The sequence below is a fragment of the Ruegeria sp. CF2 genome, from assembly GCF_056537385.1.
The window spans coordinates 37,229-57,620 of record NZ_JBQFRL010000001.1 but is presented as its reverse complement, the minus strand read 5'-3'; the positions used below and the strand labels follow the sequence as shown (position 1 = coordinate 57,620).

At 61.4% G+C, this 20,392-nt stretch carries 20 protein-coding genes; 5 read left to right on the top strand and 15 right to left on the bottom strand.

Features of this window, described 5'->3' with window-relative positions; translation table 11 throughout:
• Window positions 1–5: 5 nt before the first annotated feature.
• The 3 genes from ACR0IR_RS00240 to xylF form a co-directional block, all read right to left on the bottom strand.
• Window positions 6–737, bottom strand: coding sequence for an ATP-binding cassette domain-containing protein (locus tag ACR0IR_RS00240; RefSeq protein WP_093965003.1), 732 nt, complete (start codon window positions 735–737; stop codon window positions 6–8).
• 71 nt (window positions 738–808) lie between these two features.
• Window positions 809–2,107, bottom strand: a complete 1,299-nt coding sequence (locus tag ACR0IR_RS00235; RefSeq protein WP_170365124.1) for a sugar ABC transporter permease — start codon at window positions 2,105–2,107, stop codon at window positions 809–811.
• A 63-nt stretch (window positions 2,108–2,170) separates the two neighbouring features.
• The gene (gene xylF, locus ACR0IR_RS00230) at window positions 2,171–3,190 is read right to left on the bottom strand and encodes a D-xylose ABC transporter substrate-binding protein (RefSeq protein WP_170365127.1); all 1,020 of its coding nucleotides are present in this window, start codon (window positions 3,188–3,190) and stop codon (window positions 2,171–2,173) included.
• Window positions 3,191–3,341: 151 nt separating this feature from the next.
• On the opposite strand from xylF, the gene ACR0IR_RS00225 reads away from it, so the two are divergent.
• Both ACR0IR_RS00225 and ACR0IR_RS00220 read left to right on the top strand, forming a co-directional pair.
• Window positions 3,342–4,559: an ROK family transcriptional regulator gene (locus ACR0IR_RS00225; protein ID WP_170365129.1), complete on the top strand. Its 1,218-nt coding sequence runs from the start codon at window positions 3,342–3,344 to the stop codon at window positions 4,557–4,559.
• Window positions 4,549–6,060: a CRTAC1 family protein gene (locus tag ACR0IR_RS00220; protein ID WP_170365131.1), complete on the top strand. Its 1,512-nt coding sequence runs from the start codon at window positions 4,549–4,551 to the stop codon at window positions 6,058–6,060. The genes ACR0IR_RS00225 and ACR0IR_RS00220 overlap by 11 nt, the downstream gene beginning before the upstream one ends.
• Here ACR0IR_RS00220 and ACR0IR_RS00215 read toward each other — a convergent pair whose 3' ends face one another.
• The 4 genes from ACR0IR_RS00215 to ACR0IR_RS00200 form a co-directional block, all read right to left on the bottom strand.
• Window positions 6,061–7,362 (bottom strand): cytochrome-c peroxidase, encoded by a 1,302-nt coding sequence (locus ACR0IR_RS00215; RefSeq protein ID WP_170365133.1) that lies wholly within the window; start codon window positions 7,360–7,362, stop codon window positions 6,061–6,063. It lies immediately after the preceding gene.
• Entirely contained in the window at window positions 7,359–8,312 is a 954-nt protein-coding gene (locus ACR0IR_RS00210) for an aldose epimerase family protein (protein ID WP_302477417.1), read from the bottom strand. The genes ACR0IR_RS00215 and ACR0IR_RS00210 overlap by 4 nt, the downstream gene beginning before the upstream one ends.
• A complete protein-coding gene (xylB, locus tag ACR0IR_RS00205; RefSeq protein ID WP_170365137.1) occupies window positions 8,309–9,766 on the bottom strand; it encodes a xylulokinase in 1,458 nt (485 codons plus the stop codon). Before xylB ends, ACR0IR_RS00210 begins: the two co-directional genes overlap by 4 nt.
• 472 nt (window positions 9,767–10,238) lie before the next feature.
• Window positions 10,239–11,732, bottom strand: a complete 1,494-nt coding sequence (locus ACR0IR_RS00200; protein WP_170365139.1) for a BCCT family transporter — start codon at window positions 11,730–11,732, stop codon at window positions 10,239–10,241.
• Between the two features lie 173 nt (window positions 11,733–11,905).
• Here ACR0IR_RS00200 and ACR0IR_RS00195 point away from each other — a divergent pair, with 173 nt between their 5' ends.
• From ACR0IR_RS00195 to ACR0IR_RS00185, 3 genes are all read left to right on the top strand, one after another.
• The gene (locus tag ACR0IR_RS00195) at window positions 11,906–12,988 is read left to right on the top strand and encodes an AI-2E family transporter (RefSeq protein ID WP_170340177.1); all 1,083 of its coding nucleotides are present in this window, start codon (window positions 11,906–11,908) and stop codon (window positions 12,986–12,988) included.
• 72 nt (window positions 12,989–13,060) lie between these two features.
• Window positions 13,061–13,336: a hypothetical protein gene (locus tag ACR0IR_RS00190; protein WP_170339561.1), complete on the top strand. Its 276-nt coding sequence runs from the start codon at window positions 13,061–13,063 to the stop codon at window positions 13,334–13,336.
• 11 nt (window positions 13,337–13,347) lie between these two features.
• Window positions 13,348–13,818 (top strand): phage holin family protein, encoded by a 471-nt coding sequence (locus ACR0IR_RS00185; protein ID WP_170365140.1) that lies wholly within the window; start codon window positions 13,348–13,350, stop codon window positions 13,816–13,818.
• Between the two features lie 14 nt (window positions 13,819–13,832).
• Here the strand turns inward: ACR0IR_RS00185 and ACR0IR_RS00180 are convergent, their stop codons facing one another.
• The 8 genes from ACR0IR_RS00180 to napF are packed head-to-tail and all read right to left on the bottom strand — an operon-like array spanning window position 13,833 to window position 20,330.
• Window positions 13,833–14,090, bottom strand: coding sequence for a hypothetical protein (locus ACR0IR_RS00180; protein ID WP_170340171.1), 258 nt, complete (start codon window positions 14,088–14,090; stop codon window positions 13,833–13,835).
• A 12-nt stretch (window positions 14,091–14,102) separates the two neighbouring features.
• Window positions 14,103–14,798 (bottom strand): NapC/NirT family cytochrome c, encoded by a 696-nt coding sequence (locus ACR0IR_RS00175; RefSeq protein ID WP_093964455.1) that lies wholly within the window; start codon window positions 14,796–14,798, stop codon window positions 14,103–14,105.
• A 30-nt stretch (window positions 14,799–14,828) separates the two neighbouring features.
• Window positions 14,829–15,266 carry a nitrate reductase cytochrome c-type subunit gene (locus ACR0IR_RS00170; protein ID WP_170339556.1) on the bottom strand — a complete coding sequence of 146 codons (438 nt, stop codon included), beginning with the start codon at window positions 15,264–15,266 and terminating at the stop codon, window positions 14,829–14,831.
• Window positions 15,267–15,278: 12 nt separating this feature from the next.
• The gene (gene napH, locus ACR0IR_RS00165) at window positions 15,279–16,196 is read right to left on the bottom strand and encodes a quinol dehydrogenase ferredoxin subunit NapH (RefSeq protein WP_170365142.1); all 918 of its coding nucleotides are present in this window, start codon (window positions 16,194–16,196) and stop codon (window positions 15,279–15,281) included.
• Entirely contained in the window at window positions 16,193–17,011 is an 819-nt protein-coding gene (gene napG, locus ACR0IR_RS00160; RefSeq protein WP_170365144.1) for a ferredoxin-type protein NapG, read from the bottom strand. Before napG ends, napH begins: the two co-directional genes overlap by 4 nt.
• A 27-nt stretch (window positions 17,012–17,038) precedes the next feature.
• Window positions 17,039–19,531 (bottom strand): nitrate reductase catalytic subunit NapA, encoded by a 2,493-nt coding sequence (gene napA / locus ACR0IR_RS00155; RefSeq protein WP_170365146.1) that lies wholly within the window; start codon window positions 19,529–19,531, stop codon window positions 17,039–17,041.
• Entirely contained in the window at window positions 19,528–19,821 is a 294-nt protein-coding gene (locus ACR0IR_RS00150) for a chaperone NapD (protein ID WP_093964450.1), read from the bottom strand. Before ACR0IR_RS00150 ends, napA begins: the two co-directional genes overlap by 4 nt.
• Window positions 19,818–20,330 (bottom strand): ferredoxin-type protein NapF, encoded by a 513-nt coding sequence (napF, locus tag ACR0IR_RS00145; RefSeq protein ID WP_170356959.1) that lies wholly within the window; start codon window positions 20,328–20,330, stop codon window positions 19,818–19,820. Before napF ends, ACR0IR_RS00150 begins: the two co-directional genes overlap by 4 nt.
• Between the last annotated feature and the right edge of the window lie 62 nt (window positions 20,331–20,392).

The following is a 20,392-nucleotide window of genomic DNA, read 5'->3' as shown; positions in this document are numbered from 1 at the left end:
GCCCCCTATTCCGAGTTTTGCCCGGGCTGCTTGCCCAGAATGATCATCGACAGCAGATCGTCGTCGGTCACGTCCGCGATATCGACCGTGCCGACCAGCTTGCCGTTCTTCATGACCGAGGCCCGATCACACAAATCCATGACCGCATGGACGTCGTGGTCGATCAGGAAAATTCCGATCCCCTGCGCCTTGAGCTGGTGAATCAGATCGGCCACCATCTGAGTCTCGTGCGGGCCCAAGGCGGCGGTCGGTTCGTCCATGATCAGGATGCGGGCATTGAAATAGACAGCCCGCGCGATGGCCACCGACTGTCTCTGGCCACCGGACAGAGCCGAAACCGGATCGTTGAACTTCTGAAAATTGGGGTTCAGCTGCGCCATGATCTTACGGCATTCGGCCTCCATCGCCGCGTCGTTGACCAGACCGAAAGGCGTAGTCATTTCGCGTCCCAGGAACAGGTTCGAGGTGGCGTCCAGATTGTCGGCCAAGGCCAAGGTCTGGTAGATTGTCTCGATATTGTTGGCCCGCGCGTCGCGCGGATTGTTGATCTCGACCGGCTTGCCATCGATCAGGATCTGCCCGTGGTCCATCTGATAGGCTCCGGACAGAACCTTGATCAGCGTCGATTTGCCAGCCCCGTTGTGCCCCAGCAATCCCACCACCTCGCCGGGATACAGATCGACCGAGACCTGGTCGACGGCCTTGATCCCGCCGAAAGAGATCGAAATGTCTCGCATCTCGACCAGGGGTGGTTGCCCGGATCCGCGACCGGTTGCCGGCGGCGTTTTCTGAGTTTCCTGCGCTTGCGTCATTTTCCACCCAATCGCTTGCGATAGACGATGTCGATATAGACGGCCAGAACCAGCACGCTGCCGACGACGATGTTCTGGAACGGCGCATCCACGCCGACCATGGCCATGCCCGACTGCAGCGCCTGCATGATCAGCGCACCAAGGATCGCGCCATAGATGGTACCGATCCCGCCGGACAGGGCGGTTCCGCCAATGACCGCTGCCGCGATCACTCGCAGTTCGTCCAGTGTTCCGATGTCGTTGGAATGGTTGGCCAGCCGCGCCGAGGCGACCACTGCAGAAACCGCGCACAGGAAACCCATCAGCGCAAAGATCTTGACGGTCAGCAGGCGGGTATTGATACCCGACAGCTCGGCTGCGTCCGGGTTGCCGCCGGTCGCGAAGATATAGCGCCCGAACCGGGTCTTGCGGGCCACGACCGTCAGGGTCACGGCGACGATGATCAGGATCAGGACCGAGATCGGGATGCCGTATCCGACGATCAGGCCCTCGGGCATCGTCTCGCCGCGGGCTTCGAACATACGCTGCAACCGGCGGGTCGGAATGGCATAGCTGTTCAGGATGTACACATATCCCAGGATGCTCGCGGCAATGATCCCGGCGAGCGTTGCCTCGGCCCAGACGGGTTTGACCGGGAAGCCATGCGCCGCCTTGGCCCGGCGGCTGCCCCACAGCGCCCAGATCGCAATGGCCGCCGCAAACAACCCGAACATCCAGCTTGCCGTTGTTCCCAAGGTTCCGTTCGTTCCCCCGAACATCAGGAAGTTGCTGTCCAGCGGCCCGATAGTCTGCCCGCTTGTCAGATACCAGGCGACGTTGCGCCAGACCAGAAAGCCACCCAAGGTCACGATGAACGCCGGAATGGTCAGGTAGCCGACCATCCAGCCATGAAACGCTCCGATCAGCGTTCCGATGGCAAGACCGACCAGAATGGTGATGATCCAGGTGGCGGGATGGTCCAGACCCATCCCCAACACGCGCGGCAACAACTCGGTCTGCGTCATCGCCATCACCGCCGATGTGGTCGCCAGCAAAGCGCCAACGGACAGGTCGATGTGCCGGGTTACGATGATGAACACCATACCGCAGGCCATGATCGCCACCGAAACCGATTGGATCGACAGGTTGAACAGGTTGCGGGGCGTCAGGAACCGTCCGTCAGTGACGATATTGAACCCGATGCACAGGATCACGAATGCGCCGATCATGCCCAAAAGCCGCATGTCCAGTTCCAGCTGCTGGAACAGGCTTGGCTTGGTTTTCCGAGGTATCGGCTGAGACGAAGCTTCGGTCATTTCCGATCTTTCAAATTCAGCAAGGGTCCCCGGCCCGCCCATGCAGGCCGGGGACTTTGGAGTTTAGTTGCAGGGTGCGGGGCCGTTCTCGACGCCCTGGCACAGATCTTCCAGCGCGATCCATCCGGCATCCACAACAACCGACAGGTTGTCCTTGGTGATCGGAACCGGAGCCAGGAAGACGGAATTCATCGTCGTTCCACCCGGCGAGGTCCAGCTGACCACTCCGTCGATTTCCGACGGGTCGGTGCCACTGCTAAGTGCGACGGCAATCTCGCCGGCTGCCTTGCCCAGCTCGCGTGCGTCCTTCCAGACGGAAACGGTCTGCGTACCCAGGGCCACGCGGTTCAGCGCGGCGTGATCGCCATCCTGACCCGACACTGGGATACCTTCCATGCCCTGCGCGGTCAGCGCCGCGACAACACCACCTGCGGTGCCGTCATTCGACGCGACAACCGCATCGACCTTGTTTTCATTGGCGGTCAGGATCTGTTCCATGTTCCGCTGCGCATTGGCGGGCAACCAGCCATCGGTATAGGCTTCACCGACGATCACGATGTCACCGCTGTCCAGCGCCGCCTGAAGGATTTCCTGCTGACCACCGCGCAGGAAGTCCGCGTTCGGATCCGTAGGCGAACCCTTGATCATTACGTAGTTGCCCTTGGGTATCGCCTCGTACACGGCGCGCGCCTGCATGCGTCCCACTTCGACATTGTCGAAGGTCAGGTAGAAGGCGCGATCGTCCTCGATCAGGCGGTCGTAGGCGATGACGGGAATGCCCTCATCCGCGGCGGCCTGTACGGCCGGACCGATGGCCTGCGCGTCCTGCGCCAGAATGATAAGGGCGTCCACACCCTGTGCAATCAGGCTTTCGATGTCGGACAGCTGCTTGGCCGAGGACGACTGGGCGTCCGCCGAGATGTATTCGGCGCCACCAGCCTCAAGCGCAGACTTGATTGCCGCTTCGTCCGTCTTCCAGCGCTCTTCCTGAAAGTTGGACCAGCTTACGCCGACGACCGGCTCGGCAAAGACAGCCGAGCCAACCACGGCAACAGCAGCTGAAAAGCTGAGAATTCGTTTCATGATTTCCTCCCGTTGATGGGGCCATCGCGTCATGATTCGCGGCCCTCGTATTTCTGCGTATCATATTTATTTCAGCGGGTAAAATATTTACTCTGTTCGTAGGCTCCAAATCCCAATAGATTGAGGCCAACAGAAGATTCGCGGAGACAAGATGCTGAAAAGCAAGGCTTCTCAAAACTCGCTGGACCAACGGAATGCCACGCGCCTGCGGGTGTTGGAGCATATCCGGACCAAGGGATCGATTTCGCGGATCGACATCGCATCGGCCCTGCAGACCAGCCCGGCGACCGTCACCGCCGCAACCGCTGACCTGATTTCCGCCGGCCTGGTCCGAGAGACCGAAGGCGAGGCGCATTCCAAATCGGCCAAACGCGGACGGCCGCGGGTTCTTCTGCAACTGGACGGGCCCTCCTATCTTGTGGCGGGCCTCAAGGTCGCGCGCCAGGTCATCTCGGTCATCCTGGTCGATTTCGAAGGCAACGAAGTCACCTCGCACATGTACTCCCTGCAAGATGCCAGAATGTCTCCGCGCGATTTCGTCCGCACCGTGCGCCTTGCGCTTGAGGAGACCTGCGCAAAGATCGACCGTACGATCGACGGGCTTTCAGGTGTTTCCATAGGCATCGCCGGTTTGGTCGATGCCGAGAGGAATTTCGTGCACTGGTCATCTTCGATCACCGAGCGCAATGTGAACTTCGCCGCGTTTCTGGACGAAGGCCTGCCCTGCCCGGGCTTCATCGAGAACGATGCGAACCTGGTGGCCAAGGCCGAACAGCTGTTCGGGCTGGGCAAGGGCCTGTCGAACTTTCTTGTCGTCACGATCGAGCACGGTGTCGGATTGGGCATCGTTCTGGACGGCAAGCTATTCCGGGGCCACCACGGCTGCGGGGCCGAATTCGGGCATGCCAAGGTCCAGTTGGACGGGGCGCTGTGCCAATGCGGGCAACGGGGATGCCTCGAGGCCTATGTCGGCGACTATGCATTGATCCGAGAAATGACGGTCGCCGGTCAAAGCAGCGCGTTGGAAACCGTATCCGACATTCACGACCGCGCGCACGCCGGAGACCAACGGGCGATTTCCGTTCTGGCTCGCGCGGGCCAGATGTTCGGCTTGGGCCTGTCCAACCTCATCAATCTGTTTGCCCCAGATTGCATCATTCTGTCCGGAGCCCAGGTCAGCTTTGAGCACCTGTGTTCGGACGACGTGATGGCGCGCATTCGAAACGGAGTGGTGAATGTCGACACCGCCCTGCCCGAGATCAAGGTGCATCATTGGGGCGACCTCATGTGGGCCAAGGGCGCGGCGGCCTACGGGATCGAACAAGTGTCGATCCTGAAGGTGCAGGAGATCGCAGCCCATGCGAGCTGAACTCGCCCTGGTGGCGGCCCTCGCCACGACCGCCAGTGCCGATCCTGCCATCCCCCGGTATCAACCGATCGATGTTCCCTCTCATGTCTACGACGGCGGTTGGGAGCATTTCGTGGGTGGCGGCGTCGCGGTTTTCGACTGCAGCGGAGACGGCTTGCCGGAACTCTTCCTTGCTGGTGGGGCGAACCCATCGCAGCTGTTCCGAAACACCTCTCAGGCGCAAATCTCCTTCCAGGCCAACACGCCAGAGCCGCTGTCGCTGACAGGTGTAACCGGCGCCTACCCGATGGACATCGACGGCGATACCATCCTGGACCTTGTGGTTCTGCGCGTTGGGCCGGACCTGTTGCTCAAAGGTGGGCCCGATTGCCAGTTCAGCCCATTCGCGGGGCCGGGGTTTGAGCCCGATGACCACTGGACCACGGCCTTCTCGGCCACGTGGGAACCCGGGCGGACACTGCCCACTCTCGCCTTCGGAACCTATGTGGACCGCGACAATCCGAATGGCCCATTCGAGGCCTGCGGCCCCACTCTGCTGTACCGCCCCCTTGGCGAAGCCTATGGCCCGCCCGTTCGGCTGGAACCCGGATACTGTGCGCTGTCGGCTTTGTTCTCGGATTGGGGCCGGACCGGGCGCGCGGATCTGCGGATCAGCAACGATCGGCACTACTATGTCCGTGACGGACAGGAACAGATGTGGGCGATGGAAGACACTCCGCGCCTGTATGATCAGGCCGAAGGCTGGCTGCCCTATTCGATCTGGGGCATGGGCATCGCCTCGCGCGATCTGACGGGGGATGGCTATCCCGATGTATACCTGACCTCGATGGGAGATCAGAAATTCCAGATTTTCGACCCCAAGGCCGGCGGTCCCACATGGCGTGATGCGACCTATGACAAGGGCACGACCGCACATCGGCCGCACATCGGCGCGGACGGGCGACCATCGACCGGTTGGCACGCGCAATTCGCGGATGTGAACAACGATGGGCGTGACGACATTTTCGTCGCGAAGGGCAATGTCGAGCAGATGCCGGATGCGGCTCAGGACGATCCCAACAGCCTGTTGCTGCAGCTGGAATCCGGTCAGTTTTTCGAATCCGCGGCTGGGGCCGGTGTGGCATCGATGGCAAAATCTCGCGGCGCCGCGCTGCATGATCTGAACAATGACGGCTGGTTGGACCTGGTTGTGGTCAATCGCGGATCACCCGCCGAAATCTATCAGAACCAGCCCGCAACAGGGAATTGGGTCATGGTGGATCTGGGCCAGCTCGACGTCAATTCGCAGGCCATCGGCGCCTTTGTCGAAGTCCGGACCGCTGCCGGAATTCAGACCCGCGAGATCACGATCGGCGGAGGCCATGCCAGCGGGATGGCAGGGCCGCAGCATTTCGGTCTGGGCGACGCCAAGACCGTGGACATTCGTGTCGTCTGGCCCGGCGGAGACCGCTCGGACTGGGAGACATACGACACCAACCGGATCATCCGATTGCGGCGCTGATCACTTGTCGACTGGCAGCCCACTGGGCACCCGCTCTGGTACACCCAGCCGTTCGGCGGGATCCTCCAGTGCAGCCAGAAAGCTCAGGATGTCGTCAATCTCTGCATCTGACAGGGCAATCGGTTGCAGTTCGTTGGCCGCGGCGATGGCATCGACCAAGGCCGGATCCTGTAGCGGCCGTTGATCATCGGCTCCGGGAAAGACAGGCAGATCTGCCATTTCGATCGAGTAGCGCCGCAACGCGCCTTCGGGGTCAAGGTGGTGCCGTACCACGTCCTCGAGCCGAGCATAGGCGCCATCGTGACCATAGGGCGCAGTCAGCGTCACATTGCGCAGCGACGGCGTCCGGAACGCAAACGCATCTTCGGTTGCACCGGTTACGCGCAGTCGACCATCATCCCGGACGTGGTTTTCAAAACGAGCAGCCTTTCCCGGGCCGATCTGCGGCATCGCGATCGCATGAAACCCGTGGTCAGTCTGAAACCACCCCGAATGGCACGATCCGCAACCGGCCTTGCCGTAAAACAGCTGCATGCCGCGCGCCGCGTCGGGCGGCAGAGGTTCCTCTCCGCGCATCGCGCGATCAAAGGGACTCTTGTCGGCACGCCATTCAAAGGCGATGAAGTCGGCAATCGCGTTGGCGATGGCTACGAACGAGACCTCCTTTTCGGGGGTCACGTCGCGGAACATCCTTTGATATTCCGGAACCAAAGCCACCCGCCCGGCGATCAGGTCCCATGCACCACCCTGTTGCGTCAGAAGGCCCAGCCGCACCGCCTTGCTGATCGGGTTTTCCGAATAATGTCCGGCCATCTCATCCGGCGACAGAACCGGGAACATCGCCTGAGCCGCCAATGCCGAGCGGAACCCCGGCCGCATATGCTGCCCCAACGGTGTTCTGATGCCGAAAGGTTGCTCAGGAGCATCCTCGAGCCTGCCGTCGTGAAAAAACGTCGTGAACTCGGTCGCGCCAAGGTTCCAGAGGGCCGGAGAGTTGCGCGGGATGCGCTGCTCGGGCAGGTTGTCGGACCCAAGCCCGCGGGCGCTGCCCAGCCCCACCCCGCCTTCTCCGATGCCCAGCGACATCCCGTCCGAGGTCCCGAACCTTGGGTGGTGGCAGGTGGCGCAACTGATGTTTTCGTTTCCCGACAGGATCGGGTCGTAGAACAGCATTTGCCCCAGTTCCACGATCGCAAGGTCGGGCTCGATGAACTCGGGAGCCGGGCCAAGGTTCTGGGCCGCTGTCCCGGTGGCAAAGCTGGCGAAAACAGCCAAGGCCGATAAGGAACGGATCACGCTCATGCCCCTTCCTCGGATATCTCAAGCATCAGCGTCTGGTGATACGGTTTTTCGGGCGTACATATGATCGATGGAAACGCGGGGACGTTCGGCGCATTCGGATAGCCCGATGGTTCGATACAGACCCCGGCATGCGGCGCGAATGGCGCGGACAAATGGGCGGCAGAGTAGACCTGCGCCCCGGGCTGATCTGAATGGACCGTCATCGTCAATCCCGACGGCGCCGCAAGGGTGGCAACCGGTTGGGCCACCATGCCGCTGGTGCCGAACAGGAAGAAGTGATCGAGGTCCGAGGCGGCCTGTCCGATCGGCTGGGGGGCCGCAAAATCGAACCCGACGGATGCAGAGTCGACGATCCCGCCAGACGGTATCCCCTGATCGTTCAGTTCCAAGTGACGATCTGACGCCAACTGCAATCGGTGCTCGGAGATGCCTCGAGCAGACCCCAACGTGTAGTAGTTGTGTTGCGCGATGCTGATCGGGGCCGGCCTGTCCGGCCAAGCGGAGATCGAATATGTCAGGCGAGGGAAATCCAACCGGACCCTGACCTCGAAGCGCACAGCCCCCGGAAATCCGCCCGCGCCGTGGGGCGAGACATGGACCAGCACCGCCTCGCACGGCGAAAGCTGCTCGACCTGCCAGAACTGGCGCGAGAGCCCTTCTGCCCCCCCATGCAGCGTGTTCGCGCCTTCGTTCGCAATCAGCGCATGATGGGTGCCGTCCAGATCGAACCCTGCGCCGCCGATCCGGTTGGCGACCCGCCCGACGATCGCGCCCAGATAGAACGGGTCGTTCAGGTATTCAGTCGGGTCGTCATAACCAAGGATCAGCGGTTGGCCCTTGTACCACCACCCTTGCGTGATCGCTCCATAGCCCAGCAATGACACCCGCATGTCCCCGTCTTGCAAGGCGATAACCGGGATATCAGTGCAATCAGTGCGACTTTTGTTCATCGTCCAGCCAATGGCGCCAGCGCCTTGTAATACGCTCTGTATCGTCTGTAGGCGCTGTCATAGGCTTCGGTCAAATCACTCTGCGGCTCGATGATGGCGTCGATCTCTGGCGAGGTCATGACCTGTTCGGGCGTTGCGTCCCCGACAGCGCACATGGCCAGCCGCGCGGCACCAGTCGCAGCCCCGAACGCGCTCCCCTTGGGCAGGGCCAGCGGCACATTCAGCGTGGTCGCGAGGGTCTGAAGCCAATAGCGGGACCGCGCACCGCCACCTACGGCAATCAACTGCGCCGGTTCGGTACCGGTGCTCCTCAGGGCCTCAAGGCAATCGCGCATTGCAAAACCGACACCCTCCATCACTGCCTGCACCAGATCCGTCGGCTCCGAAGCGATGTCTAGGCCCAGAAAAGCTCCTCGGATGGTGCTGTCATTATGCGGCGTCCGCTCGCCGGACAGGTAGGGCAGAAAGGTCAACGACGACGGCCCGTTTGGCTGGTCGGGCAGCGCCCCGGCCAGCGCCTCGACCGGTTGGCCCAGATTGCGTGACAGCCAGTTCAGGCTGTTGGTCGCCGACAGGATGACGCCCATCTGAATCCATCGCCGAGGCACCGCATGGCAAAAGCAATGAACCGCCGTCTCTGGCGCCGGTGCATAGCTGTTCCGGGCCATCAACAGCACACCTGAGGTGCCTAGAGACAGAAAACCGGACCCCTCGTCGATGCTGCCGATACCGCAAGCGGCAGCGGCGTTGTCGCCAGCGCTGCCAGCCACGATGACCGGGCCGGACAACCCCCATTCCCGAAGCAGGTCATTCCGCAGCTCGCCACCGGGGTCGGTGCCCTCGACCAGTCTCGGCATCTGATCGGGCCTCATGTGACCCAACTCCAGCGCCCTGTCCGACCAGTCCCGCGCGCCGACATCCAGCCAGGACGTTCCTGCGCTGTCGGACATGTCACTGACATACTCCCCGGTCAGCCAGAACCGCAGATAATCCTTCGGCAACAACAATATGGCCGTACGGGAGAACAGGTCGGGTTCATGGGCACGGACCCATTCCAGCTTGGGCGCGGTGAACCCGGGAAACACGATATTGCCCGTGATCTCGCGCATCCCTGGGGTCTGGTCCAATTCTTTGGCCTCTTGCGCCGATCTGGTGTCGTTCCACAGAATGCATGGCCGCAGGACGGCGCCGTCCCGATCCAACAGCGTTGCGCCATGCATGTGGCCACTCAGTCCGATCGCCCGCAGTTGCGCCAGTGCATCGCCGTTCGTCTTACGCAGCCGGCCCATGACGGTTACGCAGGCGTCGATCCAGTCCTGCGGGGCTTGTTCGGACCAGCCCGGTTGTGGGTTCGACGTGGCGATCTCAGCCTCAGCCTCGGCCAGAACTTGCCCGGCCTCGTCCACAAGAATTCCCCTGAGACCCGAGGTCCCCAGATCCAAACCCAGATACACGAGACGCGCCCTCACCCACATTATTTTAGTTGGTAAAATTATTAGCCGAGATCAGAAAATGTCAACACCGGAATCCGGCGCGCAAATTCATACGACACAAATAGGGCGGAATGCCCGGTCCTCACCCAACCTCTTTGATCGGCAGCGGATCAAAAAGCTCTCCGCCAATACGCTGTTTGGGCGCTCAAGACTTAGTTCGCTGTGGGTTGCCAACTCTTGCGCATGCCGCCCTATATCTCCGAGATCAAGGCGGTTGTCTCGTTGATGACGCCATCTGCATGGGGCGTGGCTGGAATTCAACCTGCAGGGAAGACGCGGCGTTCTCTGGGTTACGCCCATCAGGTTTGACGGATGGTGACATCCCCTTTCCCGGCGAACGGGCCTCAGGGGTCCGGGCGCAGGCACAGCCAGATCAGAAAACCCAGGTACAGAAAGACGGTGACGTTCAGAACGGTATCCAGAAACTCACCTGTCATGGCCCTTCCTCCCGCGCCAGCACCCGGAACAGACAGACCACCAGAACCGGAACTATGAAAACAAAGGCGATCGCCGAAATTGCGATCACAGATCGCACCAGCCCGATATCCCCGACAAAGACCATGGCAAGCCCCAACGCACCCAGAATTGCCCCCCACACCGTTCGGATCCGGGGAGACGGGTTTTCATCACCACCGGTTCCGATCATCGCGAGGGTAAATCCGGCGCTGACGACGCTGGTGACCACAAACAGAAACGCCGCGACGATGGTCGCTGTCTGCGTCAGTCCGGACAGTGGAAACCGCTGAAGCAACGCGAATGTGGTCGCGTCAAGATTCTGCTGATTGACCACGGACAAGGAACCTTGCTGCCGCAGCGCGTCAAAAAACCCAAGCCCGCCAAACACGCCAAACCAAAGGATCGAGAACAAGGTTGGCGCGACGATCACACCCAAAAGAAACGCCCGGATCGTTCGGCCCCGGGAAATCCGGGCGATGAAGATACCGACGAACGGCGACCAGGCCAGCCACCAGATCATGTAGTTCAGAGTCCAATCCTGGAACCAGTTGACGAGGTCGTCACCAAAGAACTCGGCCGTGGCAAACCCTGCGGGCAGAACGTGGAACACGTATCTTCCGAAGCCGCTCACGATACCGTTCATCAGGTATGAGGTGGGGCCAAGGATCAACAGATAGATCATCATTGCCACGGCAATCAGCATCGCAGCATTGGATAGCTTCGCCATGCCGTCCCCCAGATCCCGGCGCAGAGGAATGACAAATGCCACACACATGGCGACAAAGACCGGAAGCGTCAGAGCCGCCGAATCTGCCACGCCAAGCAATCCGGCCAGCCCGGTCTGCACCTGAAACACCCCCATGGCCAGCGAACCAGCCAACCCCACGGCAATGGCAACGATTGACAGAAGGTCAAAGCCCCAGCCCATCGCCCGAACCCACGGGGCCGACCCCAGAGCGTCGTTCAACGGCGCGCTCAGCAGCAGAGTGCCCCCACGGCGGAAGGCGAAATAGGCAATGATCAGACCGACCACCCCGTAGATTGCCCAGGCATGAAAGCCCCAGTTCAGGTAGGTTACGAACAGAGCGTTTCCGGCGGCCCTCGGATCTGGTTCGTATTTTCTGAGCTCTTCGAAATGAGTCAGCGGCTCGGCCGCACCATAAAACAGCAGCCCAACCCCCATCCCGGCCGCAAACAGCATGGCGATCCATGCGGGAGTCGAAAACTCGGGATCGGCACCATCCGGCCCCAACCGGATGCGCCCAAAGCGCGAAAAGGCCAGAAACAGCGCAACGAACAACAGGCCGCTGGCCTCGAGCATGATGAACCAGCCCCGGCTTTCGAACTGCGTCGCAACAGCGGCAGACGCCAACCGGCCCAGCCCCGCCGGGTCGACAAGACCCCAAATCGCAATGCCTGCGCTGATCGCAAGCGCGATGACAAGCAGCGAATTGGTCGATGTGCGGCGCATGGGCTTTGGTCCTTGGATTTGATCCAAGGCCGAGCGTAGAGACCCGTTTGCAACCTGTCCAGAAATCAACTCTTTCGAGAATTTTGTTTGAGAACAGCCGAATATCTGTGCCTAATGGCGGAACCGACCAACGGTGGCGGGCCGCAATGGTGCTGAGCCCGCAGGAGACGTGCATGGCAACTCAACCCAAGGCCGACAACCAGCGCGTGGGCAAGCCTGGGCTGACCTTCTGGTATCAGCTGGTTGTTCTGCTGTTTCTGACCATCGCGTCATTGGTGCTGGCGTCCTCGGTTCTGATACCGCTTTCCTTCGCCATACTGTTGTTTGTGCTGCTTACTGCAACATCTGACCGGATCCACCGGATCGTCATTCTGGGCCATTCCGTACCGAAATGGATGGCGCATCTTGGGGCCTTGTGCCTGATCCTGTTTGGATTGCTGATCATCCTGTCGATCCTGTCCAGCCAGGCCGGTCTGGTGTCCGAGGCTTTCCCGAAATACGAAGAGCGCCTGTCCGGTATCCTGGCAAAACTTGTCGCCCTCGTCGGCAACGAGAACTATGCCGCGGCCCAGAAGGCGCTGAGCCAGATCAACCTGTCGGGTTTTGCCGGCAGCATCATCGGATCCGCTGGCGCCTTCCTCAGCGCCTTCTTCCTTGTGCTGCTCTACGTGCCGTTCATGCTGGTTGAACGCCTGCCGATGCAGACCAAGATTGACCTCGCGATCTCGGATCCAAGGCTTGCCAACAAAGTTCGCAACGTGCTGCACAGCACGTCCGCCAGCATCCAGCGCTATGTCGGGATCAAGACTTTCGTCAGCGCGCTAACCGGGTTCGGCAGCTTTCTTGTCATGTGGGCGGTTGGGTTGGATTTCGCCGAGACCTGGGCGGTTCTGGCCTTTCTGTTGAATTTCATCCCCACGGTCGGCTCGATCATCGGTGTCGCCCTGCCCTCTCTGGTCGCTCTTGTCCAGTTCGAGGAACTAAGCCCGTTCCTGATGGTGCTGTTGGGATGCGGGGCCGTGCAATTCTCGGTCGGAAATATTCTTGAGCCGACCTTGCTGGGCAAAAGTCTGAACTTGTCCCCTCTCATGGTCATACTGGCCCTGACATTCTGGACCGCGATCTGGGGCATTCCCGGTGCGCTGATGAGCGTGCCGATCACTGTCTGCATCATGATCATTCTGACCCACATTCCGGCCACGCGCCCCATCGCCATACTGATGTCGGGCGATGGCCGCGTGGGTCCCAAAGACTGATCTCGATGCCGCCAAACCGGATTATCGGCCCATCGCCCGCGCGACTGGCCGCTTCACGAAAGGACAACGCCAATGGTTACCAAAGCGGAACTTGAACAGCAGGTCGCTGAGTTGAAGCGGCAGCTTGAGGAGCAGGCCGAGGACAAAAAATCGGGCGCGCGCAAGGCGGGCGAAAAGGTGAAAGAGGCCGTCCAGGACATTCCCGATAAGTTGTCGGCCGAGTTCGAAGACTGGTCCGGTGAGATCGAGACCGCGCTGGCCGAGCTGGATGCCATGCCACACAAGAAAGCCATCCTGTTCGCCCTGGGCGTTTTCGCTCTGGGCTACGTGATCGGTCGGTCCAGGTAGGAGACAGTCAGATGAGCCGCATTTCCCGAAACATTTCCATCATCCTGCGCACCGAACGGCTGATCGCTCAGCGGAACATGACCGTCTTGGCCAAACGCGCAGGCTTTTTCGCCGCAGCCGGATTGGCGGGCGGGTTGGCCATCATCATGCTGAATGTCGCGGGCTATCTTGCTCTGGCGTCAATGATGTCCAAGCCGTTGGCTGCACTGGTCATCGCCCTGATCAACCTGATCGTGGCGCTGATACTCGCGGCCATCGCCAACTCGGTCAGCGCCGAGGCCGACACTGCGCCAGTAGCAGAACTGCGCGACATGGCGATCGGCGATATCGAGGCCGAGATTCAGGACATGATGTCAGAGGCTCGCGAGACGGTCCGCGACCTGAGAACAGTCTCACGCGACCCTTTGGGAACGCTTGCCCCCGGGTTGGTGACCATGATCGCAAGCGCCGTTCTGAAACACCTGAAGAACCGCAAGGAGTAGGCGGCGACTGTCGCTTAGACCGTCGCCCCTTTCTGGCGGATCAGACAACCAATGCTGCTGGCGCAAACACCGACCAGAACGCCGATGATCAGCTCCATGGGCTCGACCTTGGCAAAGGCCCAATGCGCAAAAGCCAGGGTTTCCAGTATGCCGATCACCGCGCCCATGGTCGCGGCCAACCACAGTTGGCGGGTCATCATGCCCACCGCAAGGCCCAGAATGCCGGGCAGGCTCAGGATATTGCCGCCGATTGTTCCAAGAATTTCAAGCATGTCGTGCCACTCCTAGTCGGATGTGCTGTTCAGGAATGATCGGATCTCGGCCGCGCCGGTACTCTGGGCAATTTCGGTGCCGGTCACCGGATCCAGCGAGGCGACCACTTTCTGATACTCCTCCAGATAGCCCGGCGGCAGGCTGTGCGCGATGCCCTGGTGGCAGTCGATGCAGGTCATGTTCTCGTCGATCGCACGCTGGTGTTCGTTGGCGGCGCGCGTTTCCTGAATGGTGAAGTCCATGTATTCGAAATTGTGACAGTTGCGGCATTCGCGGCTGTCCGAGGCCTTCATCTTTTTCCACACGGCCGAGGCCATCTGCAGGCGGTGATCCTCGTATTTCTCGGGCGTGCTGATGGTGCCGACCAGCTCGTGATAGACGTCTTTCACCGCCATGATCTTGGCTTCGATCTTGAAGCTCCATTCCTTGGGCACGTGGCAATCGGAACAGATGGCCCGTACGCCGGAATGGTTGTTGTAGTGGATCGTCTCCCGGTATTCGCCAAGGTTGGTTTCCATCGTGTGGCACGAGACGCAGAATTCTTCGGTATTCGTCATCTCAAGGGTCCAGTGGAACCCACCCCAGAACAGGATGCCGGCAAGAAAGCCCGCCAGAACCAGAAAGCCTGCGCTGAACGCGGCGGCCGGAGTCCAGATCCACGCCCAGATGCGGCCGATCAAGCCGCGCTTTTCAGGAGAGTCTGCCATATTTGGTGCTCCTTTCAGTCCAAAGCTGGATCAGTTTCCGGCCGAGGGCTGGAACAGGTTGTCGACCAGGGCCGGCGCATCCGCCTGCGGCACATGGCACTGGTTGCAGAAATACCGGGTGCCCGCGATCTGATCGAGCTCGTTGCCTTCGCGATCCAGATAGTGGGTCATCGACAGGGTCGGCGCGTTGCGCTCACCGGCCTTGGTCCAGTCGTGGCAGGACAGGCACTGATTGGTACGGATGTCGATCTGGTACTGGTCGATCTTGTGCGGAATCAGCGGCGGCTGCTGGCGATAGTTGCGCTGCATGCGCCCTTCGATGTTGCGGTGCACATCATCTAGGATGGCCGGATCATCGATATCCACGCCTCGCAACGTGGTCACGGACGCGGATTGCGCAAAGGCAAGCCCGGTCACAAGAAGAACAGGGATCAGGGCTATTGCGCCTGTCGCTATTGATTTTTTCATCTTGGCACTCCCTTAAGCAGGTCTGGCGGCGCGCGGTTCTGGCGCGGCGGCTGGATCGGGTGGCGCGACGACGGCGTCATCGAACCGGTGGGTAAGCTTGAATACGTCGACCGAGCACACGTCGATGCAGCGGCCGCATGTGGTGCAATCGGGCGACAGGATCAGCGGGCTGGATCCCGGCTTGCCCTTCAGTGCGGGCGAGATCACCTGGTTCTCCGGACAGACCGCATAGCAATCCATGCAATCGTCACAGGCGGCGCGATTGGTCGCGCTGACCCGCAGCAGGCTCTTGGCGCCGATCAGGCCGTAGAAGGCACCGACCGGGCAGATATGGCCGCACCATCCGTGCCGGGCCACGAACAGGTCAAAGACAAAGATCGCCACGACCATCGCCCAGACAAAACCCATGCCAAAGACCAGCCCGCGGTGCAGCATGGTGATGGGGTTCACCAGTTCCCATGCAATCACGCCGGTCAGGGCGGACACGATCAGAACGGTCGCCAATATCCACAATCGGGTGCTGCGTTTGGGCTGCCAGCCTTTGGACAGGTCCAGCCGACGGTGCAGCCAATGCGCGGCATCCGTGACCGGGTTGATCGGGCACACCCACGAGCAATAGACCCGCCCTCCGATCAGCGCATAGGCCACCAGAACGATCAGCCCGCCGATCAGCGCGGTCATTTCCGGCCAGTGGCCGGCCACCAGCCCCTGCAGCAGGATGAACGGATCGGTCAGAGGCAGCACGTCCAGCGTCAGCGATCCGGCCAGCGTGCCTTTGACGATCCAGATGCCGAACCACGGCCCCAGCAGGAACAGGACCAGAAAGAACACCTGGCTGAACCGCCGCAGCAGCAGGAACCGATGAGCGCCGACCCATCCCTTGACCTCGCGGGCCTCGTGCCCGACGGGCATATGTGTCCGCGCCGTCATTGGCCTGCCCCCGGAAGGTTGTAGCCCGGCTCGTACCCGCCCGGCGCGGCAAGGTTGTCCGCGCCCGGTCCGGGCAGGCGATCGGGCAGGTCGATGATGCCTTCGACAATCGGCCCGCCCTTTTCGGCCTTTTCTTCCCATCCCTTGCGGTAATGCTCGGCCGAACTGCCGCGCGCAAGCCGTGCGGGCAAAACCTTGATAGCCGCCTCGGGCAGAACGCAGCTTTTCTCGCAGACGCCGCAACCGGTGCAGCGGTCGGCGTGAACCGTCGGCGCAAAGATCGCATGATGGCCGGACTGGTCGTTGTGCGACAACTCCAGCGTGATCGCCTCGTCGATGACGGGGCAGACGCGATAGCACACGTCGCAGCGCAGACCGAGGAAGTTCAGGCAGTTCTCCTGATCCACCAGAACCGCAACACCCATCTTGGCGTCGTCAATGTCCTGCAACCCCTTGTCCAGCGCCCCGGTCGGGCAGGCCGCGACACAGGGGATGTCTTCGCACATCTCGCAGGGCACGTCGCGGGCGATGAAATACGGCGTTCCGGTTGCCACTGCATCGACGCCCAGCTCGGCCAGCTTCAGCGTGTCATAGGGGCAATCACGGACGCAGAGACCGCAGCGGATGCAGGCCCCCAGAAAGCCATCTTCGGGCAATGCCCCCGGCGGTCGCAGGGCCTCGGCCGGCAGGGCGCGGGCGTCGAGGGCCAGATAGGCCAGCACCGACCCGGCGACCAGACAGCCACCCGCCGCGCGCGCCGAGTCCTGCAGGAACCGGCGCCGTTGCGGCGAAAGAGGTTTGCCGACCAGAGACATCACACGCGACCTTTGCGACCCCTGTCCTTACGCCCGCTCGACCTTGCAGGCGCATTTCTTGAAGTCCGTCTCCTTGGACAGCGGACAGGTCGCATCCAGCGTCAGCTTGTTGGTCAGCTGGCCTTCGTCGAACCATGGCATGAACACGAGGCCACGCGGCACCTTGTTGCGACCACGGGTCTCGACACGGCTGATAACCTCGCCGCGGCGGGTGGACAGCACGATCTCCTGCCCGCGGCGCACGCCGCGTTCCTTGGCGTCCTCGGGGTGCATGAACACAACGGCGGCGGGGAAGGCGCGGTGCAGCTCGGGCACGCGGCGGGTCATCGACCCGGAATGCCAGTGCTCCAACACCCGGCCGGTGCACAGCCACAGATCGAACTCTTCGTCCGGCTCCTCTGCTGCCGGTTCGTAGGGCGCAAAGATGATCTTGGCCTTGCCGTCCTTGTGGCCATAGAATTTGACGCCGGCACCCTCAGGCACATAGGAATCGTAGCCCTCGCGGAAGCGATAGAGCGTCTCCTTCCCGTCCACGACCGGCCAGCGCAGACCGCGGGCCTGGTGATAGGTTTCGAACGGTGCCAGATCGTGCCCGTGGCCGCGGCCAAAGCTGGCATATTCCTCGAACAGGCCCTTTTGGGCGTAGAAGCCGAAATGCTCGGATTCGTCGTTGTGGAACCCTTCGGCGGTTTCTGACAGCGGATACTGGTCGATCTTGCCGTTGGCATACAGTACGTCGAACAGGGTCTTGCCGCGATGCTCCGGCATCTTGGCCAGCAGTTCTTCGCCCCAAACCTCCTCGACGGTGAAGCGTTTCGAGAACTCCATCAGCTGCCAAAGGTCCGACTTGGCCTCGCCCGGGGCCTTGACCTGCTGACGCCAGAACTGGGTGCGGCGTTCGGCGTTGCCATAGGCCCCTTCTTTCTCGACCCACATGGCGGTCGGCAGAATCAGGTCGGCCGCAACGGCAGTGACCGTTGGGTACGGATCCGATACGACGATGAAGTTTTCGGGGTTGCGATAGCCGGGATAGCCTTCTTCGTTGATATTGGGGGCGGCCTGCATGTTGTTGTTGCACTGCACCCAATAGACGTTCAGGTCACCATCCTTCAGCTTGCGGTTCTGCAGAACCGCGTGGAAGCCCGGCTTGGGCGGAATGGTGCCTTCGGGAATGTTCCACTTGGTCTCGGTGATCTTGCGGTGTTCATCATTGGTCACCACCATGTCGGCGGGCAGGCGGTGGGCAAAAGTGCCAACCTCGCGCGCGGTGCCACAGGCCGAAGGCTGACCGGTCAGCGAGAACGGTGAGTTGCCGGGCTCGGAGATTTTGCCCACCAGCAAGTGCACGTTGTACATCAACGAGTTCACCCAGGACCCGCGTGTGTGCTGGTTGAAGCCCATGGTCCACAGGCTCATGACCTTGCGGTTCGGGTCGGCATATTCCTTGGCCAATTGCTCAAGCTGGTTCGCCGGTACGCCCGACAGCTCAGAGACGTACTCCAGCGTGTAGTCGGCGACCGAGGCGGCGTATTCCTCGAACGAGATCGGCTCCAGCTTGCCCGAGTCCGGGTTTGCCGCGGCCTGTTGCAGCGGGTTGGTCTCGCGCAGGCCGTAACCGATGTCGGTAGCGGTCTTGGTGATGTTGACGTGGTTCTTGACGAACTCTTCGTTCACCGCACCGGTCTGGATGATGTGGTTCGCGATGTAGTTCAGGATCGCCAGGTCGGTCTGCGGCTTGAAGATGATCCCATTGTCGGCCAGCTCGAACGAGCGGTGCTCGAAGGTCGACAGCACATGTACCTGCGCGCCCGCTTTGGTCAGGCGCGTATCGGTCAGGCGCGACCACAGGATCGGGTGCATCTCGGCCATGTTCGAGCCCCACAGCACGAAGGTGTCGGCATGCTCGAGGTCGTCATAGCAGCCCATCGGCTCATCAATGCCGAAGGTCCGCATGAAGCCCACCACGGCCGAGGCCATGCAGTGCCGCGCGTTCGGGTCGATGTTGTTCGTGCGGAACCCGGCCTTCATCAACTTGGCCGCGGCATAGCCTTCCCACACGGTCCACTGTCCCGAGCCGAACATGCCCACACTGGTCGGGCCTTTCTTGGCCAGCGCCTCTTTCCACTTCTCGGCCATCACGTCGAAAGCTTCGTCCCAGCTGACAGGTTCGAAGTCACCGTTCTTGTCATAGACGCCGTTAGATTTGCGCAGCAACGGGGTGGTCAGACGGTCCTTGCCGTACATGATCTTGGAGAGAAAATAGCCCTTGATGCAGTTCAGCCCCCGGTTCACCGGAGCGTCCGGGTCGCCTTGCGTGGCAACCACGCGGTCTTCCTTGGTGCCCACCAGAACCGAGCAGCCCGTGCCGCAGAACCGGCAAGGCGCCTTATCCCAGCGGATGTCGGCATTGGCGACTTGGGCGGCAGCTTGGCCAGTCGCCAGCGGGATACCGGCCGCGGACGCTGTCGCGGCGGCGGCGGTTGCTTTCAGAAATGTACGGCGAGATTCGGAAATGGTCATGACAAGGGCCTCCGGCTGGAATCTTGGCTGGGAGTTTCGGGACGCGGACGGGTCTCCGCGAGATCTTCGAAATGGTGATAAGTCAGGGTCAGTGAAACGACCCCGGGGATCTGATGCAGGTCCATGATGATCTCGGACGCTAGCCGTGTCGGCGTGTCCTCGACGACGACAACGAACCGGCTGTCGTCGGATTCGGCATGGATTTCGACCCCGTCGAACGCGGTCATCGCCGACCGTGCCGCTGAGGTCTGGTCCGGCGCGACATGCACCAGGCATCCACAGATATTCATTCACGCACCTCCACTGTGGCGGGCTGGTATCTCTCGAGGGAAACGGCACCGGTCGGGCATGCGGCCGAGCAGGCCCCGCAACCGACACATGATGCCAGGTCCAGGTTCACTTCGGCGCGGCCTCCGGTTTTCAGGCGGAATCGGATGGCCCCTTGATCGCAGCTGTCCTGGCACACCCGGCAACTGACTCCATTTGCCGAAAGGCAGGTGTCGGACACTTTCGCGCGCCACGGCCACTCGGCGAACCGGTCCAGGCTCAATGCGTCGGTCTTGCAGGCAACCGCGCAGTCTCCACAAAAGGTGCAGCCACCCTGCTGCGGCTGAAACACCGGCAAGCCCGCGTCGTCCATCGCCAAAACATCCTCGGGGCAAACCGAGACACAGTCGCCGCATCGAGTGCAGAGATCGTGGAAGTTTTCGCGCGCCGCTCCTGGCGGCCGCTTCACGCTGTCGTCTTCGCGAGGCAGGCGTCCTGTCAGGAACGCGCGCCTGCTGGCTACTGCAGACATGTGCCGCCCACCTGTTCTAGAAACATTTGTGGTACTCCGTTCATGCTGCGTGGATAGCGGAT

Excerpts from the sequence above, each read along its gene's own strand:
- ACR0IR_RS00170 (WP_170339556.1), bottom strand. The coding sequence starts at position 15,266 with ATGAAAAAATCAATAGCGACAGGCGCAATAGCCCTGATCCCTGTTCTT.
- ACR0IR_RS00200 (WP_170365139.1), bottom strand. The coding sequence starts at position 11,732 with ATGCGCCGCACATCGACCAATTCGCTGCTTGTCATCGCGCTTGCGATC.
- ACR0IR_RS00185 (WP_170365140.1), top strand. The coding sequence starts at position 13,348 with ATGAGCCGCATTTCCCGAAACATTTCCATCATCCTGCGCACCGAACGG.
- ACR0IR_RS00150 (WP_093964450.1), bottom strand. The coding sequence starts at position 19,821 with ATGAATATCTGTGGATGCCTGGTGCATGTCGCGCCGGACCAGACCTCA.
- xylF (WP_170365127.1), bottom strand. The coding sequence starts at position 3,190 with ATGAAACGAATTCTCAGCTTTTCAGCTGCTGTTGCCGTGGTTGGCTCG.
- ACR0IR_RS00210 (WP_302477417.1), bottom strand. The coding sequence starts at position 8,312 with ATGAACAAAAGTCGCACTGATTGCACTGATATCCCGGTTATCGCCTTG.
- napA (WP_170365146.1), bottom strand. The coding sequence starts at position 19,531 with ATGACCATTTCCGAATCTCGCCGTACATTTCTGAAAGCAACCGCCGCC.
- ACR0IR_RS00180 (WP_170340171.1), bottom strand. The coding sequence starts at position 14,090 with ATGCTTGAAATTCTTGGAACAATCGGCGGCAATATCCTGAGCCTGCCC.
- ACR0IR_RS00175 (WP_093964455.1), bottom strand. The coding sequence starts at position 14,798 with ATGGCAGACTCTCCTGAAAAGCGCGGCTTGATCGGCCGCATCTGGGCG.
- ACR0IR_RS00240 (WP_093965003.1), bottom strand. The coding sequence starts at position 737 with ATGCGAGACATTTCGATCTCTTTCGGCGGGATCAAGGCCGTCGACCAG.
- napG (WP_170365144.1), bottom strand. The coding sequence starts at position 17,011 with ATGTCTCTGGTCGGCAAACCTCTTTCGCCGCAACGGCGCCGGTTCCTG.
- ACR0IR_RS00190 (WP_170339561.1), top strand. The coding sequence starts at position 13,061 with ATGGTTACCAAAGCGGAACTTGAACAGCAGGTCGCTGAGTTGAAGCGG.
- napF (WP_170356959.1), bottom strand. The coding sequence starts at position 20,330 with ATGTCTGCAGTAGCCAGCAGGCGCGCGTTCCTGACAGGACGCCTGCCT.
- ACR0IR_RS00235 (WP_170365124.1), bottom strand. The coding sequence starts at position 2,107 with ATGACCGAAGCTTCGTCTCAGCCGATACCTCGGAAAACCAAGCCAAGC.
- ACR0IR_RS00220 (WP_170365131.1), top strand. The coding sequence starts at position 4,549 with ATGCGAGCTGAACTCGCCCTGGTGGCGGCCCTCGCCACGACCGCCAGT.
- napH (WP_170365142.1), bottom strand. The coding sequence starts at position 16,196 with ATGACGGCGCGGACACATATGCCCGTCGGGCACGAGGCCCGCGAGGTC.
- ACR0IR_RS00195 (WP_170340177.1), top strand. The coding sequence starts at position 11,906 with ATGGCAACTCAACCCAAGGCCGACAACCAGCGCGTGGGCAAGCCTGGG.
- ACR0IR_RS00225 (WP_170365129.1), top strand. The coding sequence starts at position 3,342 with ATGCTGAAAAGCAAGGCTTCTCAAAACTCGCTGGACCAACGGAATGCC.
- ACR0IR_RS00215 (WP_170365133.1), bottom strand. The coding sequence starts at position 7,362 with ATGAGCGTGATCCGTTCCTTATCGGCCTTGGCTGTTTTCGCCAGCTTT.